The sequence below is a fragment of the Streptomyces iranensis genome, assembly GCF_017874715.1.
Lineage (GTDB): Bacteria > Actinomycetota > Actinomycetes > Streptomycetales > Streptomycetaceae > Streptomyces > Streptomyces iranensis.
The window spans coordinates 256069-281670 of sequence record NZ_JAGGLR010000011.1; the positions used below are offsets into that span (position 1 = coordinate 256069).

At 67.4% G+C, this 25602-nt stretch carries 20 protein-coding genes and 1 pseudogene; 8 read left to right on the forward strand and 13 right to left on the reverse strand.

Translation table 11 applies throughout. The features are described from left to right. Nucleotides 1-22 precede the first annotated feature (22 nt). From J2Z30_RS21740 to J2Z30_RS21750, 3 genes are read left to right on the forward strand one after another with little or no spacing between them, the layout of a single operon-like run. A complete protein-coding gene (locus J2Z30_RS21740) occupies nt 23-805 on the forward strand; it encodes an ABC transporter ATP-binding protein (RefSeq protein WP_044566713.1) in 783 nt (260 codons plus the stop codon). Next, nucleotides 802-1611, forward strand: a complete 810-nt coding sequence (locus tag J2Z30_RS21745; RefSeq protein ID WP_044566711.1) for an ABC transporter permease — start codon at nt 802-804, stop codon at nt 1609-1611. The genes J2Z30_RS21740 and J2Z30_RS21745 overlap by 4 nt, the downstream gene beginning before the upstream one ends. A 31-nt stretch (nt 1612-1642) precedes the next feature. Next, a complete protein-coding gene (locus J2Z30_RS21750) occupies nt 1643-3112 on the forward strand; it encodes a dihydroorotase (protein WP_044566709.1) in 1470 nt (489 codons plus the stop codon). A gap of 61 nt (nt 3113-3173) precedes the next feature. Here the strand turns inward: J2Z30_RS21750 and J2Z30_RS21755 are convergent, their stop codons facing one another. Then, a complete protein-coding gene (locus J2Z30_RS21755; protein WP_044566707.1) occupies nt 3174-3794 on the reverse strand; it encodes a TetR/AcrR family transcriptional regulator in 621 nt (206 codons plus the stop codon). Between the two features lie 90 nt (nt 3795-3884). On the opposite strand from J2Z30_RS21755, the gene J2Z30_RS21760 reads away from it, so the two are divergent. After that, complete coding sequence (locus tag J2Z30_RS21760) at nt 3885-4298, forward strand: DUF4345 domain-containing protein (protein ID WP_044566705.1); 414 nt, start codon at nt 3885-3887, stop codon at nt 4296-4298. A gap of 131 nt (nt 4299-4429) precedes the next feature. Next, nucleotides 4430-6040, forward strand: a complete 1611-nt coding sequence (locus J2Z30_RS21765; protein ID WP_044566704.1) for an amidase — start codon at nt 4430-4432, stop codon at nt 6038-6040. Nucleotides 6041-6070: 30 nt separating this feature from the next. On the opposite strand, the gene J2Z30_RS21770 is transcribed toward J2Z30_RS21765, so the two are convergent. The 3 genes from J2Z30_RS21770 to J2Z30_RS21780 all read right to left on the reverse strand — a co-directional run bounded on the left by J2Z30_RS21770 (nt 6071) and on the right by J2Z30_RS21780 (nt 9780). Continuing rightward, nucleotides 6071-6565: a hypothetical protein gene (locus tag J2Z30_RS21770; RefSeq protein WP_209468779.1), complete on the reverse strand. Its 495-nt coding sequence runs from the start codon at nt 6563-6565 to the stop codon at nt 6071-6073. Beyond that, a complete protein-coding gene (locus tag J2Z30_RS21775) occupies nt 6562-8184 on the reverse strand; it encodes a GMC family oxidoreductase (RefSeq protein ID WP_044566701.1) in 1623 nt (540 codons plus the stop codon). The genes J2Z30_RS21770 and J2Z30_RS21775 overlap by 4 nt, the downstream gene beginning before the upstream one ends. A gap of 108 nt (nt 8185-8292) precedes the next feature. Continuing rightward, a complete protein-coding gene (locus J2Z30_RS21780; protein WP_063790834.1) occupies nt 8293-9780 on the reverse strand; it encodes an APC family permease in 1488 nt (495 codons plus the stop codon). Between the two features lie 450 nt (nt 9781-10230). Between J2Z30_RS21780 and J2Z30_RS21785 the strand changes: the two genes are divergently transcribed. Together J2Z30_RS21785 and J2Z30_RS21790 are read left to right on the forward strand one after the other, a co-directional pair. Then, a complete protein-coding gene (locus tag J2Z30_RS21785; RefSeq protein ID WP_245388263.1) occupies nt 10231-13044 on the forward strand; it encodes a SpoIIE family protein phosphatase in 2814 nt (937 codons plus the stop codon). Nucleotides 13045-13249: 205 nt separating this feature from the next. Further along, nucleotides 13250-14299 (forward strand): proline racemase family protein, encoded by a 1050-nt coding sequence (locus J2Z30_RS21790; protein ID WP_044566699.1) that lies wholly within the window; start codon nt 13250-13252, stop codon nt 14297-14299. A 53-nt stretch (nt 14300-14352) separates the two neighbouring features. On the opposite strand, the gene J2Z30_RS21795 is transcribed toward J2Z30_RS21790, so the two are convergent. Continuing rightward, nucleotides 14353-15117, reverse strand: a complete 765-nt coding sequence (locus J2Z30_RS21795; protein ID WP_044566697.1) for a FadR/GntR family transcriptional regulator — start codon at nt 15115-15117, stop codon at nt 14353-14355. 382 nt (nt 15118-15499) lie between these two features. Here J2Z30_RS21795 and J2Z30_RS21800 point away from each other — a divergent pair, with 382 nt between their 5' ends. Continuing rightward, entirely contained in the window at nt 15500-17095 is a 1596-nt protein-coding gene (locus J2Z30_RS21800; RefSeq protein ID WP_044566696.1) for an APC family permease, read from the forward strand. Between the two features lie 296 nt (nt 17096-17391). Here the strand turns inward: J2Z30_RS21800 and J2Z30_RS51730 are convergent. The 8 genes and pseudogenes from J2Z30_RS51730 to J2Z30_RS21840 form a co-directional block, all read right to left on the reverse strand. Continuing rightward, a pseudogene (locus tag J2Z30_RS51730) lies at nt 17392-17945 on the reverse strand (type 1 glutamine amidotransferase domain-containing protein). Nucleotides 17946-18089: 144 nt separating this feature from the next. After that, nucleotides 18090-18398 (reverse strand): TetR family transcriptional regulator C-terminal domain-containing protein, encoded by a 309-nt coding sequence (locus J2Z30_RS49760; RefSeq protein ID WP_052701105.1) that lies wholly within the window; start codon nt 18396-18398, stop codon nt 18090-18092. A 516-nt stretch (nt 18399-18914) separates the two neighbouring features. After that, nucleotides 18915-19874: an electron transfer flavoprotein subunit alpha/FixB family protein gene (locus J2Z30_RS21815; RefSeq protein WP_044566693.1), complete on the reverse strand. Its 960-nt coding sequence runs from the start codon at nt 19872-19874 to the stop codon at nt 18915-18917. A gap of 33 nt (nt 19875-19907) precedes the next feature. After that, nucleotides 19908-20669 carry an electron transfer flavoprotein subunit beta/FixA family protein gene (locus J2Z30_RS21820; protein WP_044580672.1) on the reverse strand — a complete coding sequence of 254 codons (762 nt, stop codon included), beginning with the start codon at nt 20667-20669 and terminating at the stop codon, nt 19908-19910. 109 nt (nt 20670-20778) lie between these two features. Further along, nucleotides 20779-21213: a hypothetical protein gene (locus tag J2Z30_RS21825; protein WP_052701104.1), complete on the reverse strand. Its 435-nt coding sequence runs from the start codon at nt 21211-21213 to the stop codon at nt 20779-20781. Further along, on the reverse strand, nt 21210-22856 hold the full coding sequence (locus J2Z30_RS21830; protein WP_044566691.1) for a GMC family oxidoreductase: 1647 nt from the start codon (nt 22854-22856) through the stop codon (nt 21210-21212). Before J2Z30_RS21830 ends, J2Z30_RS21825 begins: the two co-directional genes overlap by 4 nt. A 162-nt stretch (nt 22857-23018) precedes the next feature. Next, a complete protein-coding gene (locus J2Z30_RS21835) occupies nt 23019-23621 on the reverse strand; it encodes a short chain dehydrogenase (protein WP_044566689.1) in 603 nt (200 codons plus the stop codon). Beyond that, on the reverse strand, nt 23618-25132 hold the full coding sequence (locus J2Z30_RS21840) for a gamma-aminobutyraldehyde dehydrogenase (RefSeq protein WP_044566688.1): 1515 nt from the start codon (nt 25130-25132) through the stop codon (nt 23618-23620). Before J2Z30_RS21840 ends, J2Z30_RS21835 begins: the two co-directional genes overlap by 4 nt. Nucleotides 25133-25602 lie beyond the last annotated feature (470 nt).

A 25602-nucleotide genomic window follows, 5' to 3' on the forward strand; every position in this document is an offset into this window, starting at 1 on the left:
AGAACAGGAGAGCGGGGGGACCGTGGGCGAAGACCGCTGGATCGAAGTCACCGGGCTGCACAAGACCTACCGGCCGCGCAGGTCCGAGCCGACCCACGCACTCTCGGACGTCACCTTCACGGTCCGGCGCGGCGAGTTCCTGTCGGTCGTCGGCCCGTCGGGGTGCGGCAAGACCACCCTGTTGAAGATCCTCGCCGGGATCGTCCCCAGGAGCCAGGGGGCGGTCCGCGTCGCCGGCCGCGAGGTGACGGGGCCGCTGCCCGAGGTGGGCATGGTCTTCCAGACGCCCACCCTGCTGCCCTGGCGCACCGTACTGCAGAACGTGATGGTGCCCGTGGAGATACGGAAGCTCGACGCCTCGGTGTACCGGGAGCGGGCCGAGCGGCTGCTCGCGATGGTCGGCCTCGACGGCTTCGAGGGCAGCCACCCGCATGAGCTGAGCGGCGGGATGCAGCAGCGCGCCGGAATCTGCCGGGCCCTGGTGCACGACCCGGCCGTGCTGCTGATGGACGAGCCCTTCGGCGCACTCGACGCCCTGACCCGCGAATCGATGAACGTCGAGTTGCTGAGGATCTGGCGGGAGAGCGGCCAGACCGTCGTGTTCGTCACCCACTCCATCCCCGAGGCGGTCTTCCTCTCCGACCGGGTCGTGGTTCTCAGCCCCCGCCCCGGCCGCATAGCCGAGATCGTCGACATCGAGCTCGAACGCCCGCGCACACTCGGCGCGATGGCCTCGGACCGCGCCGGAGTCTTCGTCGAGCGGATCCGCAGGCATTTCAACGCCACCTGGGTGATCGACTCATGAAGCGGCTCCGCGAGCGGCGGCTCCGCGTGGACCTGCGAGACCGCCCCGAACTGCTGCTCTCTCCCGCCGTCTTCGTCGTCACCGTGCTGGCCTGGGAATTCGCGGTCCCCGCCTTCGGTATAGACGACTATGTGCTGCCGCGCCCCACGCAGATCTTCGACGCCCTCCGTGCACAGCTGGCGGACCCGTTGTTCTGGGGACATCTGAAGGTGACGGTCCTGGAGTCGGGTTACGGCTTTCTGCTCGGAGTGGCGGCGGCGCTGGTGCTGGGCACCGCGATCTCCCAGGTGCGGCTCATCGAGCGCACCTTCATGCCGTATGTCGTCGCCTTCCAGACGGTGCCCAAGGTGGCACTCGCGCCGCTGTTCGTCGTCTGGTTCGGTTTCGGCATGACGAGCAAGGTCGTCATGGCGGCGGTGATCTCGTTCTTCCCCGTGCTGGTCAACGTCATCGAGGGGCTGCGCTCGGCCGACGCCGACCGGATCCAGGTGCTCACGGTGTTCGGCGCGAGCAGGTTGCAGGTGTTCCGGATGGTGCGGCTGCCGAGCGCGCTCCCCTTCCTCTTCGCCGGGCTGGACATCGGGATCGTCTTCTCGATCCTCGGCGCCGTCGTCGGCGAGTTCATCGGCGCGAAGGAGGGCCTGGGATACCTCCTGCTGCAGACCAACTACAACTTCGACATCGCGGGGATGTTCGCCGTGCTGGTGGTGCTCTCCGTACTGGGGCTGATCGCCCATTTCATCATCCGGTTCGCGAGGAAGCGGCTCGTCTTCTGGGCCGAGGAGAACCGGGTGATCGGCGCATGACGAACCGAGGACGCCAGAGGCAGGAGGCCGCATGACCGCATACGACCTGGTGGTGAAGGACGCCCGTGTCGTCACCCACGACCACGATGACGCGCGCCCCGCGGACATCGCTGTCAGCGGAGGCCGGATCGCCGCCGTGGCCTCTGACATCGCCACGGAAGGCGCCCGCCGGGTGGTCGACGCCGGAGGCAGGCTGGCGTTCCCCGGGGTCGTCGACGCCCACCAGCACTGGGGGATCTACCACCCGCTGCCCGAGGACGCGGCCGGCGAGAGCCGCGCGTGCGCACAGGGAGGCGTCACCAGCGCCCTGACCTACACCCGGACCGGCCGCTACTACCTCAACAAGGCGGGTGCGTACGCCGACTTCTTCCCCGAGGTGCTGGCCGCCGCTTCCGGCCGCGCCCATGTCGACTACGGCTTCCACCTCGCGCCGATCTCACGCGCTCACATCGACGAGATTCCCGACCTGATCGAGCGGTCCGGCGTCACCTCGTTCAAGGTCTTCATGTTCTACGGCGGCCACGGCCTCCACGGCAGATCGGCCGACCAGAACGCGTTCCTGATGCTCCCCGAGGACGAGCGGTACGACTACGCGCACTTCGAGTTCGTCATGCGCGGGGTGCAGGCCGCCCGCGAGCGCTTTCCCGAGCTCGCCGACGAGATCTCCCTCTCCCTGCACTGCGAGACCGCCGAGATCATGACCGCGTACACCAGGCTGGTCGAGGAGGCGGGTGACCTGACCGGGCTCGCCGCCTACAGCGCCTCCCGGCCGCAGCACTCCGAAGGCCTCGCGGTCGCCGTCGCCTCCTACCTGGCGCACGAGACCGGGCTGCCCACGATCAACCTGCTGCACCTGTCGTCCCGCAAGGCGGTCGACGCGGCCGTGCGGATGAGCCGGGCGTTCCCGCACATCGACTTCCGCCGTGAGGTGACCGTCGGGCATTTGCTCGCCGACATCACCACCGCACACGGCCTCGGCGGCAAGGTCAACCCGCCGCTGCGGCCCCGCGACGACGTCGAGGCGCTCTGGGAGCACGTGCTCGACGGCACCGTCGACTGGGTCGTCAGCGACCACGCGTGCTGCCGCGAGGAGGTGAAGTTCGGCGAGCCCGAGGACGACGTCTTCCTCGCCAAGGCCGGCTTCGGCGGCGCCGAGTACCTCCTGTCCGGCCTGCTCACCGAGGGAACGAAACGCGGTCTGCCGCTGGGCCGGATCGCCGCGCTGACCTCCTGGAACCCGGCCCGGCGCTTTGGGCTGCGCACCAAGGGCAGCCTCGCCCCCGGCTTCGACGCCGACATCGCCCTGGTCGACCCGGGCCGCACCTGGACCGTGCGCGCCGCGGAGTCGGAGTCGGCGCAGCAGTACACCCCGTTCGAGGGCTTCGAGCTGACCGCCCAGGTCACCGACACCTTCTTGAGGGGCAACCACATCCTGCGGGCGGGCAGGGTCGTCGGCCCACCCGTCGGCGGCTATCTGCACCGTCCGACCGGTACCGTCTGAGCTCGACCCCGCCGGCGCCGCGGCGACAGGGGGAAGCGTTCGACGGCCGGGGTGGTCGGCGTCACGCACCGGGAGTGGTGGTCCAGCCGGGGGCGGGATCCTCGGCGAGCAGCGGCCGGAGGGCGCCGAGAACCGCGCCGATGCAGACGTCGCGCAGCTGGGTGCGGGTACAGGTCTCCTCGGTGAGCCAGTCGACGCAGAGGACTTGGACGAAGACCAGCCAGCTCTTCAGGACGCCGGAGACGGCCTCACGGGCGCTCTCGTCCGCGAGTGGGAGTACGGCCAGCAGCCGCGCGCGAAGCGCGTCCAGCTCGTTCGTCATGATCGTCTGGATCACCGGGTCGCCCGCAAGGACCCGATTCGCGGCGAGGACGGCGTTGCGGTTCGCCACGAAATAGTCGAGATGGACGTCCATGCCCTGGATGAGCTGCTCCACCAGGGAGTCGGCAGGGTCGAGCCGCGTCTCGGCGAGCAGTTTGTCCGCCGCCTGTTGGTAGACGGCTGCGAAAAGGGCGTGCTTGCTGGGGAAGTGGCGGTAGAGCAGGGCCCGGGAGACACCGGCCTGTTCGGCGACCTCCTCCATCAGCACATCGGCGTAGGGGTGTGCGGCGAAGAGCCGTGCGCCGACGGCGAGGAGCTGGGCGCGGCGGTCAGCAGGGGCGAGTCGCTGGCGAGGAGGCACGAACGAAGCTTAGTTGACATGTGTCAACCAGCGCGCCCAATCTAGTAGACGCATGTCAACTAAGCTCCGGCAAGACGGCTTGGAGGGATTATGGCCAGGACTCTGCGCATACTCACACAGTTGATGGGCTGGGCCTGCGTGACGATCGGGCTGTACCACGTGGCACTTGGCAACGCGGCGATCCCCGGCGCCGGTTCCGCCGGTACGACGGTCGACAGCTGGGGCCGGTTCATGGGGGCCAGCTTCGTCGGCTACGGGCTGGCCTGGCTCTGGGCCGCGCGGCAGCGTCCGATCCCGGCGCGGGCGGTGCGGTGGCTGGCCGGCGTCTTCCTGCTGGGCGGCATGGGCCGGCTGCTCTCGCTCGCCATGCACGGCTGGCCGCAGTGGTTCCAGACCGCACTGGCGGTGATCGAGCTCGGCCTGCCGCCGGTCTTCTTCTGGCTGGCCGACGCGGAGGAGCGGATCCTGCGCAGCGACGTGGCGGCCGCGCCCGCCGGTCGGTGAAAGCGCCTGAGCTCGCCCGTACCGCTCCCGGTCTCCGGCGTTCCCCCGGTGCGGCAGGGGGATATCACCAGTGAAGAGCCGGGGGACAGCCGGAGCGCGGTGCGTCGGTGGCACCTCTAGCGTGCCGACCTATGAGCACGCCGTACCGGATTGACCGGATCAACGCCACGCGCCGGAGCATGCTCGCGCTCGGCACCGCCGCGGCGGCCACGCCCTGGTTTGGCGCGGCCCCCGCCCAGGCCCGCCCCGCCACCGGAGGCCTGGACGAACTGGGCATGACCGAGCTTCGCGGGCGGATGGACGAAGGGCGGCTCGACGCGGAACGGCTGACCCGCCACTACCTCGACCGGATCGAACGTATCGATCCGCTCCTGCACGCGGTGATCGAGGTCAATCCCGACGCGCTGCGAGAGGCCCGGCGTCTGGACGCCGGGCAACGTCCCCGTGGGCCCCTCCACGGCATGCCCGTTCTGCTGAAGGACCTGGTGGAAACCGCGGACCGCATGCACACAACGGCCGGATCACTCGCCCTGGAGGGCCTCCGGCCGGCAAGGGACGCCACGGTCGCGGCCAGGTTGCGCGCGGCCGGTGCCGTCATCCTCGGCAAGACCAACCTGAGCGAGTGGGCCGGTGGGATGTCGCTCACCCACCACGCCGGCTGGAGCGCCCGCGGTGGGCAGACCCGGAACCCCTACAAGCTGGATCGGTCTCCGAACGAGTCCAGCTCCGGTACGGCGGTCGCCGCCGCGGCCAATCTGTGTGTTGCCGGGATCGGTACCGAGACCAACGGTTCGATCATCGACCCCGCCTCGGCGAACTGCGTCGTCGGGGTGAAGCCGACCGTTGGACTGGTCGGGCGCGGCGGAGTGATCCCCGGCGTGCCCAGCCAGGACAGTGTCGGCCCGATCGCGCGCACGGTCCGCGACGCCGCGATCCTGCTGGGCGTCCTCGTCGGCATCGACGACCGCGATCCGGCGACCGAGGCGAGCCGTGGCCACTTCCATCGTGACTACACCCGTTTCCTGGACGCCGAAGGACTGCGTGGTGCGCGGATCGGCGTACCGCGAACCGTGTACTTCGGCTACAGCGACCACGCCGACGAGATCGCGGAGCGGGCAATCGCCACGCTGCGCGCCGCCGGCGCGACCGTGGTCGACCCGGCCGACATCCCGACGGCCGAGCGGCTCGAGGACCTCCCCAGCTCGAAGATCGTTCAGGTGTACGAGATCAAGCGGGCGCTGAACGCCTATCTGGCCGGAGCCCCCGGCGACCACCCGCGCGGACTGGCGGAGCTGATCGCGTTCAATCGCGCACACGCCGACCGCGAGCTCCGCTATGTGCGGCAGGACGGTCTGGAGGCCGTGCACCGGCTGGACTTCACCGAGAGCGAGTACCGCGAGGCGCTGGCCACCAACCACCGGCTGTCGCGTGCCGAAGGCATCGACGCGGTGCTACGGCGCTTCCGCCTCGATGCGCTGGTGATGCCGACCACCGGACCGCCCGCCAAGATCGACCTGGTCCGCGGGGACGGCTACGGCGGCGGCGCGTCCACGCCCGCCGCACTCGCCGGATACCCCGCGATCAGCGTCCCGGCGGGTTTCGCTTCCGGCTTGCCGGTCGGCCTGACGTTCATGGGCACGGCGTGGAGCGAGCCGACCCTGCTCCGCCTGGCCTACGCATACGAGCAGGCCGGCCGGGTCCGCAGAGCGCCGACATACCGCCCCGCCGACGTGGGCTTCTGACCCGGTGCGCGATATGCGGCACCTGTCGGCTTATTCAGGAGCCGGCGTGTAGATGTGTCCGCGTTCCAGGACCGGGGCGAGGATGCCGTCCGAGAGCTGGTCGGCGGCTTCCTCGAGGCGCGGTACGTCGCGCTTCTGGCCCGGGTAACCCATGGCGGCCCGCACCTCGGGCACCATGAGCCAAGCTCCGGCGACCACGGCCGACAGGACGACGAAGGTCTCGGTCTCCTCGGCGTGCAGTCGGCGCAGAGCGACGTCGAGCGCGGCCTGACGCAGACCGTCCAAGTCGGCGAGCGCCTTGGTGAGCAGGTCGAAGGAGTCGCTGCGTGCGTCCACGGCGCGATGCAGCCAGATGTCGAAGTCTGGCGCGTCCGTAGCCGCGGGATCCTGGCCGGTGGCCGGAACCAGGACGTCAGCCACCGCGCGGAGGGTCGCCAGCTCGCGGGCGGTGATGGGCCGCGGTGCGTGGCACTTGGGCGGGACGGACAGCCGCAAGGGCCGGCCGGAGGGCGTTGTGGTGCTCACAGGGCCACCTTCTGGTTGCAGGCGGTGTCGGCGATGTTCCTGGCGACGCGCAGGGCCAGTGCGGTGATCGTGCACGTCGGGTTGGCCGACCCGCTGGTGACGAAGATGCTGCCGTCCGCGATGAACAGGTTGTCCACGTCGTGGGCGCGGCCGTAGGAGTCCACCACCGACGTCGCGGGATCGTCGCCCATGCGCGCGGTGCCCAGCAGATGGCCTGGCTGGTCGACCCACAGCTCGACCGGGAAGGTCTCCCTGGCCCCGGACGCAGCGTGGATCTCTTCCATGCGGTCCACCGCGAACTTGAGGATCTTGCGTGTGTTCTCACTGATCCGGTACTGGACCTTAGGGGCGGGAATGCCGTTGCCGTCAGTCAGGCCCGGGGACAGCGTGACCCGGTTGGCGTCGTCAGGGAGATCCTCGGAGTTCGCAGCCCACAGGATGCCACCCGCGTGGGAGCGGACCACCTTGTGGATGGCCGGGCCCCACAGCTCGTCGTACGGGAGGGGACGGTGGACCTCGATGGCCGAGAGGGGGCCGGGGGTGGGCAGGGCGTGCATCTTGGCGCCCCGCACGAAGTCGTGCTCGGGGTTCGTGTCGTAGAACTCCATGGAATGGATGAGCTGCCCGGCCGGTCCACGCCAGCTCTCCAGGTCCTCGTCGTAGAAACCCGTCACGCTGCAGTTCGGGTGGAGCATCAGGTTCTTGCCGACGAGGCCGGAAGAGTTGGCCAGGCCGTCGGGGTGCTGGGCTGAGGCCGACAGCAGCAGCAGACGCGGGGTGCCGATGCCGTTGGCGCAGATCACGACCGAGTGCGCCGGCTGCCGGTGCTCCACGCCCTCGCGGTCGATCCACAGGGCGCCTTCGGCACGCCCATCCTTGCCGGTGAGGATCTGTCGTACGCGGGCACCGGTGACGAGCGTGGCGCCCGAGCGGAGTGCGTGAGGCCAGAAGGCGACGTCCGATGACGCCTTGGAACTCTCGGGACAGCCCCATTCACAGGTACCCCAGCGAGCGCACTGGGAGAGTTCCTTGAAGCGCTGCGTGGGAATGGCGTTGGTACCGGGCCACCAGTGCCAGCCGAGGGCGTTCATGCCTGCGGCGGCACGTCGGCCGACCTTGCCCAGGGGATGTGGCGGCAGTGGGTAGTCGAGCCCCTCGGGGTAGGCGGGGTCACCACCGAGACCGGAGACCCCGATGAACGCGTCCATCTCGTCGTAGCACGGGGCAAGGTCGGCGTATGTGATCGGCCAGTCGTCGCCGACGCCGTCGAGGCTGCGGACCCGGAAGTCCGAAGGCAGCAGTCGGGGCCATTCTGCGCCGAAGAACAGGCTGGACCCCCCGACTGCGTTGTACATCACGGGCCACATGTCCGACTCGGACACGTCCACCGGGTAGTCGGCCGGCAGCTTGCGCACATTCGGGTCATGGGCCCACTGCTTCTGGATGAGCAGCTCCCACTCAAGGTGGTTCACGGGGTAGTCGGTCGGGTTGACCCAGTCGCCCTGCTCCAGACAGACCACACGCAGCCCCCGTGCGGCCAACGTGTGCGACACGACGCCGCCGGAAGGTCCTGAGCCGATGACGAGGACATCGGCCACGTTGCTCGGTGCTGAAACCATGAGGACCTACTTCCTCTTGTCGAGTGTCGGCCGTCGGCGTATCCCGGTCGTGTTCGTGGTCATGAGAAGAGTTCGATTCAAGGGAGGCAGAGTGCTTGCGGACGGGAGTCAGGAGGACTCAGCCGTACTTGCGGCTCCGCCCGGGTGGCGCTCTTCGGGGGCGTCTTCGTGGGTCACACGGCCTCGTCTGGCAGCGGGGATGAGCCGGTAGACGATGAGACCGGTCACGATCACTCCGGCGATGCCCACACCGATGTGTAGTACATCCGGCCAGACGAGGATCACGCACAGTACGGCTCCCCAGACCGTGGCGATCCAGAAGATGGGAATCGACCAGGCGCCATAATTCCAGGGGCAGTGGGGAAGGAGCTTGGTGTGCAGGGCCCATAGGCCGGTAGCGGCCGCGGCGGTATAGCCCAGGGTCCAGGCGAGCGCGGTCATCGCCGTCAGGATGTTCAGCAGCGGGGACCACGCGGCGAAGCCGATCGCGAGTACTCCGCTGACGACGGTGGCGTTGGCGGGTATGGCCTCCTTGTTGAGCTTGCGGAACCATCCGGCGAACGGCAGCTGCCCGTCCCGCGCCTGGGCGAAAAGGATGCGTGCGGCGGTCAGCTGCAGCATCACCATCGCGCCTACCAGCGCTGCCATCACCAGTGCGACGAAGATGTTCGCCACCCCGGTGCCTACGCTGTTGGAGATGATCAGCTTCATCGGTTTGGAACTGTGCATGACCGCGGGAAGGGTCTCGACCGCGAGGAGGACCAGTGCGAGCCCGAGAGTTCCGATCACATACGCGGTCATGTTGGCGAGCATCAGCCCCTTGGGTGCCGTACGGGCGGCATCCAACGTCTCTTCGGAAGCGTTTCCCGAGGAGTCGAAGCTGGAGATGACGTAACCCGGGACCAGCGCCGCCAGCAGGAACGGACCGACCCAGCCGCCCTGGGCCGTGCCTGCGGAGTTGGTCAGAAAGTCCAGCGGTTGCGCGGGATGTCTCACGACGAGCAGGGCGACGATCACCAGTGTGAAGCCCACTACTTCGGCGACCACAGCGAGGTTGTTGATGAACGAGGAGATCTTGACGCTCGTGAGGTTGATGAGTGTCACCAGTGCGATGAGCCCGATCGTCCACACCAGCACGTCTCTGGTCCCGTGCAGCGTGACATTGAACCATCCCGCTATGTAGGGGGCCATGCCGACGGCGAGCGCGGGCAGCGACACGATATGGGCGATCAGCAACAACCATCCGGAGAGCCAGGCGGGTCCGTGTCGTCGGGTGAGTCGGCCGATGATCTGGTAGACGCCGCCGGCCAGCGGATACGCGGACACCAGCTGTGCGACCGCCAGGCCGAGGACGAGCTGGAACCCGCCCCCGACCACCCAGGACCAGAACATGGCGGGTCCGAACAAGTGGAGGCCCAGCGGCAGTGTCAGAAACAGTGCTGAACCCACGGCGATCATGCTGAACTGGACGCTGAAGCTGGAGAACAGCCCGAGCACTCGCCGGAGCTCCTGCTTGTATCCGAGCCGGTGCAGATCCTCACGGTCGGCGGTGGAGGAGGCGGAGAGGGGAGAGGGCCATTCTGCGTGGTCGGACACAACGCACCTCTGATGGCTGCCATCACATGGTAGACATGCTGACCGTTAATGGTTAGGGTTTACGTCCAAAATCGGTCCTTGGTGGATGCACTCCTGCCTGCGCGCAAGGCGGGAGTGGTCGACGAGGATCTGCGCCCGATCGTGGATCAGCATCCGCAACGGAGAACTCGGCAAGCAGTGCTCTCTGTCCAGGCGGCCGATGGGTTAGGTCATGGGTCCACTGTAGGCATGCGGGACCGATGTCCGTGTGGTGGACGATAAAGCGCTCCATGACTCTCGGCAACTCAATTGCGCACGGTCGGTAGCGCTGTCCACTTGAGTGGGGGTGTTCTCTCGAAGACCCCGGAGGATTCTTCACGGACGCCACGGCCTCTGGGGTGGTACATGCAAAACTGAGTGTGGGGCCCGGCAAGCGAATCGCGCGGTGGTTGGAGCGCTCCAATGTGGGAAATGAACCAGATGGCGATCGTTGCGGAGGGTGGCCTCAGAGATCTGGCGCGCGCCCGCGAGCGGTTCTTGGAGGGCGAGCCGGTCGCGAGAGGCGTACGCAACGTGATCCTTTCCTCGTGGCAGCGCTGCCGTTACCTGAGAATCTCTCCCAACGATGATGATCCCCTCTATCGGCAGGACTACGACACGACGAGTCGCCTTGTCCGCGCGGCTGGGCCCGTCCTCGACTGGCTGGCAGCGAAGATAGCGGGGACAGAGATGTTCGTGACCCTCACCGACGGGAAGGGCACCGCGCTCCAGCATCGGTTCGGCGGCCCATCCATGATCAAACGACTCCGCCCGGTCCAAGCCGAACCAGGCTTCAACGTTGCCGAGCAGTTCGCCGGGACCAACGCTGTCGCCATGGCCCTGGCGGAAAGACGACCGAGTTTCGTAGTCGGCGCCGAGCACTTCTCGGAATCCGGTCAGTCGGAAGCTTGTATTTCCTTCCCGCTGCGTGACCCCCTCGACGGGCATATCGAAGGCATCATCGACTTCGATTTCCCGGTGCATGACACGATTCCAATGCTGGAGTCCCTGATGCACAGGGCAGTCGAGGCCATCGAACGGGGGCTATTGGAGCAGAGGTCGGCACGAGAGCGCGCACTGCTGCAGGCATACCTCGAGACCAGGAACCGTGCGAACACGCCGGATATGAAACCAGACGGGCAACATTTCCAGCTGGGCGAGCTGGCCGAGAGCACGTTGCACTGGCGTGACCAGATGTTGCTGAGAGAAAGGGCGGCTGAGCTGATTTCCTCGGGCCAGAAGGCGGCCATCGAGGTGCCCCTCTCCCACGGCCAGGCAGCCACCCTGCTGAGCCGGCCAGTCACAAGCGACTCCGGGGTGGTCGGTGTCGCCGTCGAGGCCGTTTTCGCCCGCGGCGGATCTGAACATCGTCTCGCTGTGGCCACTCCTGCCGAGGAACCGCCGGGTTCCACTCCACAGCGATCGACCCCGCCAGCGGTACCTCTCCTGGGTGTCACGCGCCCCCCTGGTGCGCCGCCGGAGCGTACGACACCCCGTCCCCCCAGCACGACTGGCGAGCGACTTCTCCTGGTCGGCGAGCCGGAGGTCGGGAAGATCGCCCTAGCGGCCCGCCGCCGTCTGGAACTGCTGTCCGACGCCAGCGCCCTTATCGGAACCACTCTCGACGTGACCCGCACCGCCCAAGAGCTCGCCGAGATAGCCGTGCCACGGTTCGCCGACATCGTCATCATCGACCTGAGTGACGCCGTGATCCGTGGAGAGGAATCCCCGGAGCCTCAAACCGATCTACGCCGCACAGTGAGCCACGGCGTCCGCGACGACTACCCATTCCATCCGGTCGGCGACCGGATCAGCTTCGCACCCGCCACGCCCCAAGCTCGCTGCCTGGCCAGCGGCCATCCCCAGCTGGAGTCTGACCTCAAGGCCGCCGCTGGATGGCTGTCTCAGGAACCCGAGCACTCTGAGGACACCATCGTCGGCCACAACATCCACTCCCTCATCACCGCTCCTCTGAACGCTCGCGGCGTAGCCCTCGGCGTAGCGAGCTTCTACCGCTTGAAGGAACACGGCCCCTTCACAGAGGATGACTGCTCCCTGGCCCATGAACTCGCTGTCCGGGCTGCCCTGCCCATCGACAACGCTCGCCGTTACACCCGCGAACACACCATGGTCCTGGCCTTGCAACGCAGCCTCCTGCCTCACGACCTACCGGATCAGAACGCCGTCGAGGTCGCTTGCCGCTATCTGCCCGCGGAAGCCGGTGTCGGCGGGGACTGGTTCGACGTCATCCCGCTGTCCGGTGCCCGCGTCGCCCTCGTCGTCGGTGACGTCGTCGGCCACGGTCTGCACGCCGCCGCCACCATGGGCCGGCTGCGCACTGCCATCCACAACTACTCCGCCCTGGATCTCGCCCCCGACGAACTCCTCACCCACCTCGACAAACTCGTGGGCCGACTCGACCAGGACGAGACCGCCACGGATGAAGAGAGCGCTACCGGCGGTGGAGTCATCGGCGCCACCTGCCTCTATGCCATATACGACCCCACCTCCCAGCGATGCAGCCTCGCCCGCGCCGGCCATCTGCCACCCGCGTTCGCCCACCCCGACGGCACCGTCACCTTCCCCGACCTACCCGCCGGACCGCCCCTCGGCCTGGGCGGCTTTCCCTTCGAAACCGCCGATATACACATCCCAGAAGGCAGTCGGCTGCTCCTCTACACCAACGGACTCATCGACAACCGCCATGGCGACATCGACACCGTCCTCGACCGGCTGGGCCGCGACCTGTCACACTCCGGCCTCCTGCTGGAGGACTCCTGCCAGGTCGTCCTGGACGCCGTAGTACCCGACCACCGGCACGACGACATCGCCCTGCTCCTCGCGCGCACCCGTGCCCTGGACCCGGACCAGATCGCCCATTGGGACGTGCCCGCCGACCCCGCCGCCGTCTCCGACATCCGGGCCGCCGTCACCCGTAAGCTCAGCGACTGGAGGCTGGACGAGGTCGCGTTCACCACCGAATTGCTGCTCAGCGAACTGGTCACCAACGCCATCCGCTACGGAAGCGGACCCATCCAGGTACGCCTGCTCCGCGATCGCTCGTTGATCTGTGAGGTTTCCGACACCAGCAGCACCTCCCCTCACCTGCGTCACGCGGCCAGCACCGACGAGGGCGGACGAGGCCTCTTCCTTGTCGCCCAGCTTGCCGAGGAGTGGGGCACCCGGTACACCGACAACGGCAAGATCATCTGGGCCGAGCAGCCGCTTCCGGCATATGCCGTGTAAAGCACGGCGGCCGTACGTCCAGACCAACGATCCGAACCTCGGGTTTCACGCAGACAGGGTGCGCTGACAGCTGGCGGTGCCTGCCGGGATGCCGTGTGCGCGCCGGCACATCCCCTCCAGGAGGACACTTGACCTTGCCAAAAATGGTGAGTCCAACTAGCCTATTAGTTGATGTTCGCGTAACCGCTGGTGGGAAGGTGGCTCCATGAGGTTCAGTCGTTCGCTGCACGTGGTTGACGCGCACGCCGAAGGCGAGTCCGGGAAGGTTGTCGTCGGGGGTCTGCCGCCGATACACGGCGAAACCGTGTTCGACAAGCGGCTGTACTTCGAGGAGCGCCACGACCAGTTGCGTAAACTGCTGCTGCAGGAGCCTCGCGGTGCGGTGTGGCACAACGCAAATGTCGTCGTGCCGTCAAACAACCCTCAGGCCGACATGGGTTTCATCATTCTGGAGTCCACGGAATACCCGGCGATGTCAGGTTCCAACACGATGTGCGTTGCCACAGTGCTATTGGAGACCGGCATACTGCCGATGGCCGAGCCGGTGACTGACCTGGTGTTGGAGTCACCGGCGGGCCTGATCAAGGTTGAGTGTCACTGCGCGAACGGCAAGGTGGAACGGGTCAAGCTCGTCAACCAGCCCGCCTTCGTCTACCACAAGACCGCGTCCCTGGACGTACCGGGCCTGGGCATGCTGATCGTCGATGTGGCTTACGGCGGCATGACCTACGTGGTTGTTGATGCCGAAGCTGTCGGCTTCAAGCTTGATGTGAGTGAAGAAGCGGCATTGTGCGAGGTCGGGCAGCGCATCAAGAAGGCGGGCGCTGAGCAGCTCGAGGTGGTCCACCCGGAGAACCCGCTCATCCCCGGCATCACGCAGACCCTGTTTGCCGGCCCACTCCACCACGGTCAGGACGAGTACGGAAATGAGATAGTCCACTCCAGGAATGCCGTCATCGTTTCCCCGGGGCGGGTCGACCGCTCCCCGTGCGGCACCGGCACTTCCGCCCGTGTGGCAGTTCTGCACGCCCATGGTCAGCTCAAGCCCGGCCAGCTGTTTCGCCATGAATCGCTCATCGGTAGCCTTTTCGACGCCCGGATCGAGGACACCGCCAGAGTCGGCCCTTACGAGGCTGTCGTGCCGAGTATTTCCGGGCGCGCTTGGATTACCTCGCTCAACCAGCTGGTGCTTGATCCCTCTGACCCCTTCCAGAGCGGCTTCGTCGTGGGAAGGCCCTGGGAGCCCGAGCGTTGATCCATTGATCCCAGCGGCTCCGCCCTCGTGAATTTGCGCGGATTTGTCTCCCGTCAGTTCTGGGTGTCCAGCGGCATCAAAAAAGCAGGTAGCTTGCGCCGGGAGGTGCGCTGCAGCGCGTCTTCGACAATTGCTTCGAAGTGCGCCAGGTGACGCACCATTTCCCGTTCGATCTCGTCCGGGTCCCCCCGCATGAGTGCGGCCAGTGTCGCCTCATGCAGTTCGATGCCGGCTTCGAAGTCCTCGGTGGTGCGCAGCATCAATTCGTGAATCGGAGCGATCTCGGCCTCGAGGCCCTTCATCATGCGCTCCAGTGAAGGATTGCCCGCCGCGCGCCATATGATTCGGTGGAAAAGCTGTTCGGCCTGCTGAGACCGGGTCACGTCGTTACGCTGTTTGCGCATGAGCCGGATGGACCGCGCCATCTCGTCGTAGATCTGATCAGTGGCTCGCAATGCGGCCAGCTGTGCAACGCGCGGCTCTACGGCCTTGCGCGCCTCGAGGATGCGGAAGATTGCCTCGGGCGTCAAGTCGCCGGCGACTTCGTTGCCGTGCTCTTCCAGCGATTCGGGGATCCAGATGGAGATGACTTCGGCGTTGCCATTGCGTCCTTGACCGCTCTTGAGGACACCCGCCTCGGTGAGCCGACCGATGACGTGACTGATCGTGGGACGGGACACGTCCATCTGCGCTGCCAGGGCCCGCTCACCTGGTAGAACATCGCCCTCGCGCAGCTCGCCCGACTTGAGCCGGTCGAGTAGCTGCGCCATCACGTCGTGCGTGACCCGTCGTGAACGAACAGGGAAGAACTGGCGCATGGGTGGCATCCCTATCACGAGGAACCTTGTATGGCCACCTATGGTAATGCCTGCTCTGGCCGTCCTCCGCGGTCGTGGCCTGGCCGGTTGCCTGCAGAGCCGATGTTGAACGGGCTCGAACGATGTCTGTCGTGGCGCCCCTGGTTGTCGGTTTTTTCGTGATTCACAGCAAGGTGAAGCTCCGGTGGATCAAAAGTTATCCATTAATGGCTATGCAAGCTTACCTTCATCGGTCATCATCAGGCGGCAAGCAGGACTCGGGGGCGAGCCCCCTGGGGTCGGCAGATGCCGGCTCGCCTCAGGAGCGCCCTCTCTCCTTGAGTCAGTTCTCTCGCAATGGCTTCAGCCGCAGTGACGCATCGACGATCTAGGGCAGGTATCCATGTCAGAAATAGATAAGCCCAGTAGGGAGCTGACTCCCGAGGCCGAGCAGCTCAGGGCGCTCGGCTACGAGCAGCAGTTCGACCGCAAGATGGGCCTCTGGTCCAACTTTGCTCTCGGGTTCCTGTACCTCTCCCCGCTCGTCGGGGTTTTCTCCCTGTTCGCGCCAGGAGTGAGTACAGGCGGGCCGGTCTCGATCTACTGGATGCTCATCGTCGGAGCGGGCCAGTTCCTGGTTACCTTGGTGTTCGGCGAGGTGGTGTCGCAGTATCCGCTCGCTGGTGGGCTGTACCAGTGGGGACGCAGGCTCTGGAACGGTCGCTATGCATGGATCCTGTCCTGGATATACGTATTCGCGGTGATCGTCGCCATCACCACGACGGCGCTGTTCAGTCCGAACTTCGTGGTCGCACTGTTCTCCGACGCCACATCGCTGGACAGTGGGGCCAGCCCCCTGGCTCAGGCGCTGATCGCGACCGGCATGATCGTGGTCTGTCTGCTGCTGAATGTGGGCGGTACCAAGACCCTGTCGCAGATCGCCAAGGTCGGTCTCGTCGCCGAGCTGAGCGGTGTGATTCTCGTCGGGCTCTACCTTCTGCTGTTCAACCGGCATCAGCCCTTCTCGGTCTTCTTCGACACCCTCGGAGCCGGCGCCGATGGGGAGGGCTACGTCTGGGCGTTCCTCGGCTCCTCCATCGTCGGCCTGGTCCTCTGCTACGGCTTCGAGGCCTGCGGCGAGGTTGCGGAAGAGGTGCCCAACCCTGGTCGCCGCATCCCCTTGGCCATGCAGCTGACGGTGGTGGTGGGGTCGGTCTCGGCCTTCTTCTCCTTCTCCGGTTACCTGCTCGCCGCGCCTGATCTGCCGGCCATCGTCAGCGGCGACATCGACAACCCCATCCCCGCGATCCTCCTCTCCTCGCTGGGTGTCATCGGAACGAAGATCTTCCTCGTCGTGGCGCTGATCTCGTTCATCGCCTGTGTGATGGGACAGCAAGCCGCCGCCAGCCGCCTGGTCTATTCGTTCGCCCGGGACAACATGTTCCCCGGCAGCCAGCGCTTCGCCAAGATGTCGCAGAAGCGGCGCGTGCCGTTGAACGCTCTCGTCGCGGTCAACGTGCTGCCCATCTTCATCATCGCCTTCGTGTACTTCCAGCCGGACTCACTGTTGCGGATCGCGGCGTTCCAGGTCCTCGGGGTGTACTGCGCGTTCCAGATGGTTGTGTTTGCCAGCTTGCGAATGCGTCTGAAGGGCTGGCGTCCCGCGGGGCAGTTCGCCCTGGGCAAGGCCGGTACTCCGATCACGATCGGAGCGTTGATCTACGGCGTGCTGGCGATGGTACTGCTCGCGATGCCGACCGGAGACGGCCCCTTTTACGACCAGTGGATCGCGTTGATCGGCTTCGCCGTAGTCGCCGGTGCAGGCCTGGTCTACCTGTTCACGCGCAACCCGGACCGCAACAAGACTGGTCCTGAGGGCGACGCGATCGAGATTGCCGAGCGCATGCGCGCGACGGCGGCCGCGAGTCGGTCCGGAGACGACACCGGATCCCGCAGCCGTCGCAGCGGAGGAGAGGTACCGGAAGGGACTCAGCTGTGACAGTGGACGTTCAGCTGGACGAATAGGATCTGGCCGTCTTGTCAGGAGGGCACGGAGACCACGCCCCCCCGTCTTGTGGAGTGGGAAGGTCTCCGTGCCGACGACACAGAACCTCGGCGCAGTCGACCGGCTTCACCCCGAACCGTGAAACGGTGACGCGGAGGTGGCCGATCGCGGCCGCGGGCATGAGCCATGTTCCTGTTTGACTTTGCCGCGACTGGCAGTCGGCGACTGAGCAGTTGCCGCTCTTTGCATTGAGCTGCCTGATTGCGGTGTGTGGGTTGTGGTGGTGTGGGTCAGGGACGGGTGGTGAGTTGGATGAGGGCGTCGGCTGCGGGGCCGGAGGATGCGGGGTTCTGGCCAGTGATGAGAAGGCCGTCGCGGACGACGTAAGGCTGCCAGTCGTCGGTCTTGGTGTAGATGCCGCCGAGGCGGTTGAGTTCGTCTTCGACGAGGAAGGGGACGATGCCCGTGAGTCCGACCGCGTCTTCTTCGGAGTTGGCGAAGCCGGTGACCTGCTTGCCGTGGATGAGGGGCGTGCCGTCCCGCCGGGGTAGAAGACGGTGTCGAAGTCGTCGGCGGTAACGGAGTCCAGGCGCACGGTGTGGGCGAGTGCGTTGGTGGCTTCGGGGTCGGCTTCGAAGCGGCGGGTCTGGTCGGTCTGGGCGGCGGGTTCGTTGCTCTTGGGGTCGAGTGGGGGCTGGCCGCCCCTGGGGGAGGCGAGGGTGATGTCCCAGCCGGCTTCCCGGAAACGGTAGTAGGGGGCGGCGAGTTCCTCGAGCCAGAAGCCGGTGGTGCGGCCGGTGGCGCCGAGTTTGTCGTGAGAGGTGAGGACGATGAGGACCTTCATGACATGCTCCTTCTAGTTGACCGGTCTATTTTGTCAGGGCGTGTGTGGGGTCTTGTGCGCGGGGCTTTCCCGTCGGCCCGGGGCTGGTTTGGGGTGTGGGACTCCTGTGGGAGCCGGGCTCCTGCAAGTGCGGGAGTTGGCGGGTTAGCGCCGTGGCGGTATCGAGGGGGCGAGGCTGCGGTGGATCTTGGCCATGACGCTCGCGCCGAGCCACAGGTCGTACAGCAGCCGGGCGACGTCGTGGGGGGCGCTGCCGACGGAGAGGGATCCGTCCTTCAGGCCGTCGTTGATCGCCCGCGCGATGCGGTCGACGACCGCGTCCGTGCCCTCCTTCAGGGACAGGCGCATCGGCTCCGAAAGGTCGGCGACCTCGGCGCTGAGCTTCACTGCCAGGCACTTGCCCTGGCAGTGGTCGAAGCTCTGCGTCTCCCGCCACTGCTGCCAGTAAGCCATCAGCCGCTCGGCGGCCGGCCGCCCGGAGACGGGGCGAGGATGCGGTCCATGTCCGCGACATGGTCCGCGAAGTAGCTCCTCAGTAGTGCTTCACCGAAAGCGTCCCTACATCGCATTAGACCAGTCGTCTATAGGATTCAGGTGTGCTCGCCCGCGTCGGCCGGTTTTGTCAGAGTGAGGACGCCTCTGCCACCCGAGCGCTCGGCAACTCCGTGGAGGTGGGGGACACCTCGGTCCAGATGGCTTTCCCCGTCGACGCGTAGCGGGTTCCCCAGCGCTGCGTCAGCTGGGCCACGAGGGACGGCCCGCGGCCTCGGAGATGTTCCACGCGGTCCGCCCGATGACGATGACGGGCCGGGCTGGGTGACAGCGATGACTGATCGCCACCGCAGAGAGCCGCGTCCCTGCGACCGGGCTCGTTCACCAGGCGCTGAGCAGGGGAAACGGAGCGCGCTTTCGCAATGTTGACCAGGCCCGGCAACCCGGATTTCCAAGATCCCCGACAGCGTCGGACTCTCAGTCCGCACGGGCGTATTCGCTGAGCTTCGGCAGCACGTCGAAGAGATCGCCGACCACTCCGTAGTCCGCCAGGCCGAAGATTGGTGCCTCCGGATCCTTGTTGACCGCGACAATGGTCTTGGAGGTCTGCATCCCGGCGCGGTGCTGGATCGCCCCTGAGATGCCTGCCGCCACGTAGAGCTGCGGGGACACCTGCCGGCCCGTCTGGCCCACTTGCTGGGAGTGCGGGTACCAGCCCGCGTCCACGGCGGCGCGCGAGGCGCCGACGGCAGCTCCGAGCGCGTCGGCGAGTTCTTCGACCACGGCGAATCCCTCCTGTCCGCCCACCCCTCGGCCTCCGGAGACGACGATCGCCGCCTCGGCGAGATCCGGCCGCCCCTCACTGGCCCGCGGGGTCCTGCTGACGACCTTCACGCTGGTGGCCAGGGCCGAGAACGCCACGGTGACCTGCTCCGTACGACCTGCCGTGGGCACCGGTTCCGGGGTGACCGCGTTGGCCTTGACGGCGATGACGGGCGTGCCGTGAACCACCGTCGAGACGACCGCATACGATCCGGCGAAGACGGACTGGACCGCCTCGGGGCCGTCGTCGCCGGACAGCACATCGACCGCGTCGGTGATAAGGCCGCCGTCGAGGCGAAGGGCAAGGCGAGCAGCGATCTCTTTGCCTTCACCGGAGGAGGTGAGAAGTACAGCCGCGGGGTTGGCCTCCCCGGCGATCTGGGCCAGCGCGTCGACCTTGGGGACGACGAGGTGGTCGGCGATCTCCGGGGCTTCGGCCACGTACACGGTGGCCGCACCGTATTCATGGGCTTGGACTGCGAGCGCCTCCGGGTCGTCTCCTCCAAGGACGACCGCGGCGGGGGTGCCCAACCTGCCGGCGAGCGTCAGCAGTTCGAGGGACGGCTTGCGGATCCGGCCGTCGTTGTGGTCGATCAGGACGAGGACGTCACCCATTGTTCTTGTCTCCTGAGGTGTGCTCGGCGGCCACTAGAGGAACTTCCGTTCGGCGAGGAATGCGGCGAGTTGCTTGGCGCCCTCGCCATCGTCTTCGATCAGCGTTCCCGCCTGCCGCGGGGGCTGCGCCGTGATCGTGCGAACCGTGGTCCTGGCTCCGGCGAGGCCGAGCTGATCGCCGGTCAGCCCCAGATCGTCGAGATCGAGGCTCTCGACGGGCTTCTTCTTGGCCGCCATGATGCCCTTGAAAGTCGGGTAACGAGCCTCACCGGACTGGTCGGTCACAGAGACGAGAGCGGGTAGCCCGGCCCGCAGCCGCTCGGTCGCGTGATCGGCCTCGCGCCGCCCCGTGAGCGTGCCGCCGTCGAGGGCGAGCTCGGCGAGCAGTGTGACCTGGGGGACGGCCAGCCGTTCGGCGAGCAGTGCGGGGATGACGCCCATGGCACCATCGGTGGAGGCCATCCCGCACACGATCAGGTCGTAACCGACGTGTTCGATGGCCTTGGCGAGAATCGCGGAGGTGGCCAGGGCATCACTGCCATGGATCGCCTCGTCGCTGACGTGCACGGCCCGGTGCGCGCCCATGGCCAGCGCCCTGCGCAGCGCGTCCACCGCGTCGTCGGGTCCGACGGTGAGGGCGACGACCTCGGCGTCGTCGGTGGACTCGGCGAGCTGCAAAGCCTGTTCCACCGCGTACTCGTCGAGTTCGGACAGCAGGCCGTCGACGGCTTCTCGATCGGTGGTGTGGTCGTCGGCGAAGCAGCGGTCACCGGTGGCGTCGGGCACATGCTTCACCGGCACGATGATCTTCAAGGTCATGCCATTCCTCCTGAGATACGCGCGAAAGCGGCGAGTCGGGACGGTGCGGCCGGCGGCCGCCGACAGCCGGCCGTACAAGCTCGTTTCACACAGGGGCGCCGGCGCCGGGGGTCGGGCGGTAGCGCGGGCCGCTGGCCAGCATGGGCCCGATCAAGTTCTCGTCGAGGTCGTCGACGGCTTCCGTGAGCGACGCGGGACGTGGCACCTGGCCGGGATAGCCGATGGCCTCGCGCACCTCGGGAACCATGTAGTAGGCCCCGGAGATCAGCGTGGTCAGCGCCCGTGTGTCGGCCGAGTGTTCTTCGGCCAGGCGACGCAGCGCGTCGTGCGGCTCCAGCCCCATGGCCTGGTCGCAGGCGCGGGCTACGGCCGGCACGAGGGACGGTTCGGCGGCGAAGGCCCGGCCGAGCCAGACGCCGTCGGCCAGGACCGCGTCCGCCGCGGGTTCCCCTTCCCCGGCGGGGATGAGGGCTGCGGCCAGCTCCAGGAGGGTGGCGTTCTGTTCGGGGCTGAGAGTCATGACAGGGGTACCTCCTGGGCACGGGCGTTCTTGGCCAGGTGTTCGGCGGTGCGCAGGGCGATGGCGGCGATGGTCGCGGTCGGGTTCACGGCACCCGCCGTGGGGAAGACGCTGCCGTCGACGATGAACAGGTTGGACACGTCGTGCGCGCGTCCGTATCCGTCGACGACGGAGGTGTTCGGGTCCTCGCCCATCCGTGCGGTGCCCAGCAGATGGCCCGGCTGGTCGCTCCACAGTTCCGTCTCTACGGTCTTCAGGGCGCCGGCGGCCTCGTGGGCCTCGTGGAGACGGTTGAGGCTGAAGCGCATCAAGCGCCGGGTGTTCTCCGAGATCCTGTAGTTGATCTTTGGAGCAGGGATGCCGTCGGAGTCGGTGAGTTCGCCGTCCAAGGTGACGGTGTTGGTCTCCTCCGGCAGATCCTCGGCGTTGACGCCCCACTGGAAGGTGTGGCCGAGGGTCGTGCGCATCAACTGGTGCACGTTGGCGCCCCAGCGGTCCTCGAAGGGGGCGTCGTCGTGGAGGGAAAGCGCCCGCAGGGGGCCTCCGGTGGGCATGACCTGCCACTTGGCGCCGCGCACGAAGCCCCGGTCGGCGTCGGTCTCGTAGAACTCCAAGGAGTGGATGGAGTGCCCGGCCGGGCCGAGCCTGCTGTCCATGTCCTCGTCGTAGATGCCGGTGACCTCGCCATTGGGGTGGAGCATGAGCCGCTTGCCGACCAGGCCGGAGGAGTTGGCCAGCCCGTCGGGGAACTGATCGCTCTGGCTGAGCAGGAGCAGTCGGGGAGTTCCCACGCCGTTGGCCGCGAGCACGACCACTTCGGCGGGCTGGAAATGCTCATTGCCGTCCCGGTCGAGATAGACGGCTCCGGTGGCCAGTCCCTTGTGGTCGGTGTGGATCCTGCGGACCCGGGCTCCGGTGATGAGGCGGGCACCGGCGCGCAGGGCGATGGGCCAGTGGGTGAGGTCGAAGGATCCCTTGGCTCCCTGCGGACAGCCTGTCTCGCAGGCGCCGATCCGTACGCACTGGGCGAGATTGCCGTGGCGCTGGGAGGCGATGGCGTTGGGGCCGGGCCACCAGTGCCAACCGAGTTTGTTCATGCCGCGCGCGGCACGCTTGCCGATCTTGCCGATGGGGTGCGGCGGCATGGGCGGCGTCCAGCCCGGCGGGTAGGCGGGGTCGCCTTCCAGCCCGCTCAGGCCGACCTCCGCGTCCACCCGGTCGTAGTAGGGGGTCAGTTCTTCGTAGGTGAAAGGCCAGTCGTCACCCACGCCGTCGAGGGTGCGGGTGCGAAAGTCCGAGGGCAGCAGCCGCATCCACTGGGCGCCGAAGAGCAGGCTACTGCCGCCGACGCCGGAGAACATCACCGGGTGGATGTCCGACCCGCTGACTTCGCATGGATAGTCCGCGGCGCGACGCCGGACGTTCGGGTCGTGATGCCATCGGCGCATCGACAGCAGTTCCCACTCCGGCTTGTCACCGGGGAACTCCGTCGGGTTGACCCAGTCGCCCTGTTCGAGACAGACCACGCTGAACCCGCGTTCGGCGAGGTGGCGAGCGGTGACGGCACCGGAGGGCCCGGCCCCGATGATGAGGACGTTCGCGGGTTCGGCGGTCCCGCTTCGGGCCGTGGGTGGAGTGTTCATGAGAGTTCCTTTCGTACGGCCACCTGGGCCGAGCGGTGAGGAGGCCGCGTGATGGACACGGCGACGCCGGTAGGACGGCATATGGGTGCGCGTCGGAGTAGGGGGAGAGAGCTCGGGAGCGGGGAGGCTCCGCGTGCCCTCTCCCGCACCCGGAGTGGGTCCTCAGTGGCCGACGGGATGGATCTGCCCGGTGCCGACTCCCTCGATCGCTCGTACATAGGCGAGCGCCGCCGTGGCGGCGGGAACGGGGAGAAAGCCCGGGAAGAAGTCGGCGTAGCCGCCCCAGGACTCTTCCAGCGCGGTGGGGCTGACCGCATTGAGACGCAAGCCGTGGGGCACGACTGCGGCGCCTGCGGTGACGAACGCCTCGACCCCGCCGTTCACGGTGGACGCGACGGTGCCCGTCGCGATGGGCCGGGCCGCCAGGACACCGCTGACGAGGGTGAAACTGCCACCCGATGTCACGTGGTCGACGCCCTGGCGGACGAGCTCGATCTGGCCGAGGAGCTTGTCCTCGAGGCCGCTGCTGTAGTCCTCGAGGGCGAGGTCACCGAAGGCGGCGAAGGGTGTCTTGCCCGCGGTGCACGCCACGGCGTTGACCTGGCCGACGGCGTCGTACAGGGCGGTGATGCTACGGGCGTCGCGCAGGTCCACCTGGCACTTGCCCTGGCGGGATGCCTCGACGACGTGGTGGCCGCGCTCGATCAGAGCGGTGGAGACAGCGGAGCCGAGGACGCCGGACGCTCCGACGAGGAGGATCTTCATGCGTTCTTTCCCATCGAGGCGGCGACGAGTTCGTGCCAGGACTTCGCGGCCGTGGGCCGTGAAGCGGACATCACATGCTTGATCTGGGTGTAGTCATCGAGGGCGTAGGTGCTCATGTCCTTGCCGTATCCGGAGGCCTTGTAGCCCCCGTGGGGCATCTCGCTGATGATCGGGATGTGGTCATTGATCCAGACGCATCCCGCGGCGATCTCGGCCGAGGCGTGCTGGGCGCGGAAGACGCTGGAGGTCCAGGCGGACGCCGCGAGCCCATAGCGGGTGTCGTTGGCGAGGGCGAGGGCCTCGGTGTCGTCGTCGAAGGGCAGAGCGGTCAGCACCGGGCCGAAGACTTCGTCCTGGACGATCTCGCTGCGCTGGTCCGCGTCCACGATGAGGGTGGGCAAGTAGTAGGCTCCGGCAGCCAGTTCACCTGTGGCGGCCTGTCCGCCCGTTACGACCTCGGCCCCGTCCCGGCGTGCGCGGTCGACCATGGCCGCGACACGGTCGCGGTGGTCGCCGCTGATCAGGGATCCCAGGTCGGTGGCCGGGTCGTCGGCGGGGCCGACGGACACCTGTCGCATCAGCTCGGCGACGCGGTCCACGAAGGCGTCGTACAGGGGGCGCTGGACGTAGGCACGGGTGGCGGCGGTGCAGTCCTGGCCCGCGTTGATGAGCGCGCCCGCGACAGCGCCACGTGCGGCCGCCTCCAGGTCGGCATCGTCGAAGACCACGAAGGGCGCCTTGCCTCCCAGCTCCAGGTGGAGCCGCTTGGTGGTGGCGGCCGCCGCGGCGGCGATCCGCCGCCCCACCGGCGTCGACCCGGTGAACGAGATCATGTCGACGTCCGGGTGGCCGGTCAGATGGGCGCCGACGGTGGATCCCTTGCCGGTGACGATGTTGATGACACCGTCGGGGATTCCGGCGCGGGAGGCGGCTTCGGCGAAGGCGACCGAAGTGCACGGGGTGAGTTCGGCAGGCTTGAGCACGATGGTGTTGCCGGCCGCGATGGCCGGGAGGATCTTCCAGCCAGCCATCTGGAACGGGTAGTTCCAGGGGCTGATGGAGCCGATCACGCCGATGGGCTCGCGACGGATGCTGGAGGTGTGTTCCCCGGAGTATTCCCCTGCGGACTTTCCGCTCAGGTCACGTGCGGCACCGGCGAAGAAGGCGGCGTTGTCGATGGTTCCGGGGATGTCGAATCCCTCGGCGAGCTTGATGGGCTTGCCGCCCTGCCGACTCTCCAGTGAGGCCAGCTCCGGTGCCACTGCGTCGAGTTCGGCGGCGAGGCGGTGCATCAGCGCCGAGCGTTCGGCGGGAGTGGCACGGGACCACTCGGGGAACGCGGTCCGCGCCGCCGCGACAGCCTCGTCGACGTCGGCGGTCGATGCGTGGGTGTCCTCGGCCACGAGGGTGCCGTTGGAGGGATCGATGACGTTCAGCTCGGTGGTCGAACCACCGCGGCGACGGCGTCCGGCGATGAACTGCTGGCCTTCTCGGCTGACGGTTGGCGTCATGGTTGCTCCGTGGTGCTGGGGTACGGGACGGGGCGCGCCCCGTCGGGCGTCAGCGACGTCGAACAGCTGATGGAAGTGGTCATTGAGGAACACACCGTGCGGGTCGGGCCGACGGCGGACCCCCAGGAACCGGTCGAGCCCGGGGTACGCGGCGCGAACCTGGTCGGGGGCCGGGTGCCTCTTGCCCCGGCGGGGGCCTGGGGCCCATCGGTGCGGATCCTTGTCGACCGCTTTGAGGCATGTATGAGGCAGCGCGCCGGACATCTGACATGAGGCTACTTGTGTTTACCGTTTTTGGCCAGAGCCGGTCCACGATTTCCATCACGGAAGCCTCGATGGAGCACTCCCTCCCAGGCGGTGGAAGATTTACGTTTACGCAGCTCAAGGTCGTCATCTCGACAAACCGCAGCGCCCTCTCTGCTGCGGTGCGCCCACGTAACACGCCAAAGAGCTGACCAGATAATGGCCAT

Coding starts and splice junctions, on each gene's coding strand:
- J2Z30_RS21745 (WP_044566711.1), top strand. CDS start 802: ATGAAGCGGCTCCGCGAGCGGCGGCTCCGCGTGGACCTGCGAGACCGC.
- J2Z30_RS21750 (WP_044566709.1), top strand. CDS start 1,643: ATGACCGCATACGACCTGGTGGTGAAGGACGCCCGTGTCGTCACCCAC.
- J2Z30_RS21760 (WP_044566705.1), top strand. CDS start 3,885: ATGGCCAGGACTCTGCGCATACTCACACAGTTGATGGGCTGGGCCTGC.
- J2Z30_RS21765 (WP_044566704.1), top strand. CDS start 4,430: ATGAGCACGCCGTACCGGATTGACCGGATCAACGCCACGCGCCGGAGC.
- J2Z30_RS21775 (WP_044566701.1), bottom strand. CDS start 8,184: ATGGTTTCAGCACCGAGCAACGTGGCCGATGTCCTCGTCATCGGCTCA.
- J2Z30_RS21785 (WP_245388263.1), top strand. CDS start 10,231: ATGAACCAGATGGCGATCGTTGCGGAGGGTGGCCTCAGAGATCTGGCG.
- J2Z30_RS21790 (WP_044566699.1), top strand. CDS start 13,250: ATGAGGTTCAGTCGTTCGCTGCACGTGGTTGACGCGCACGCCGAAGGC.
- J2Z30_RS21795 (WP_044566697.1), bottom strand. CDS start 15,117: ATGCGCCAGTTCTTCCCTGTTCGTTCACGACGGGTCACGCACGACGTG.
- J2Z30_RS21800 (WP_044566696.1), top strand. CDS start 15,500: ATGTCAGAAATAGATAAGCCCAGTAGGGAGCTGACTCCCGAGGCCGAG.
- J2Z30_RS49760 (WP_052701105.1), bottom strand. CDS start 18,398: ATGGCTTACTGGCAGCAGTGGCGGGAGACGCAGAGCTTCGACCACTGC.
- J2Z30_RS21815 (WP_044566693.1), bottom strand. CDS start 19,874: ATGGGTGACGTCCTCGTCCTGATCGACCACAACGACGGCCGGATCCGC.
- J2Z30_RS21825 (WP_052701104.1), bottom strand. CDS start 21,213: ATGACTCTCAGCCCCGAACAGAACGCCACCCTCCTGGAGCTGGCCGCA.
- J2Z30_RS21830 (WP_044566691.1), bottom strand. CDS start 22,856: ATGAACACTCCACCCACGGCCCGAAGCGGGACCGCCGAACCCGCGAAC.
- J2Z30_RS21835 (WP_044566689.1), bottom strand. CDS start 23,621: ATGAAGATCCTCCTCGTCGGAGCGTCCGGCGTCCTCGGCTCCGCTGTC.
- J2Z30_RS21840 (WP_044566688.1), bottom strand. CDS start 25,132: ATGACGCCAACCGTCAGCCGAGAAGGCCAGCAGTTCATCGCCGGACGC.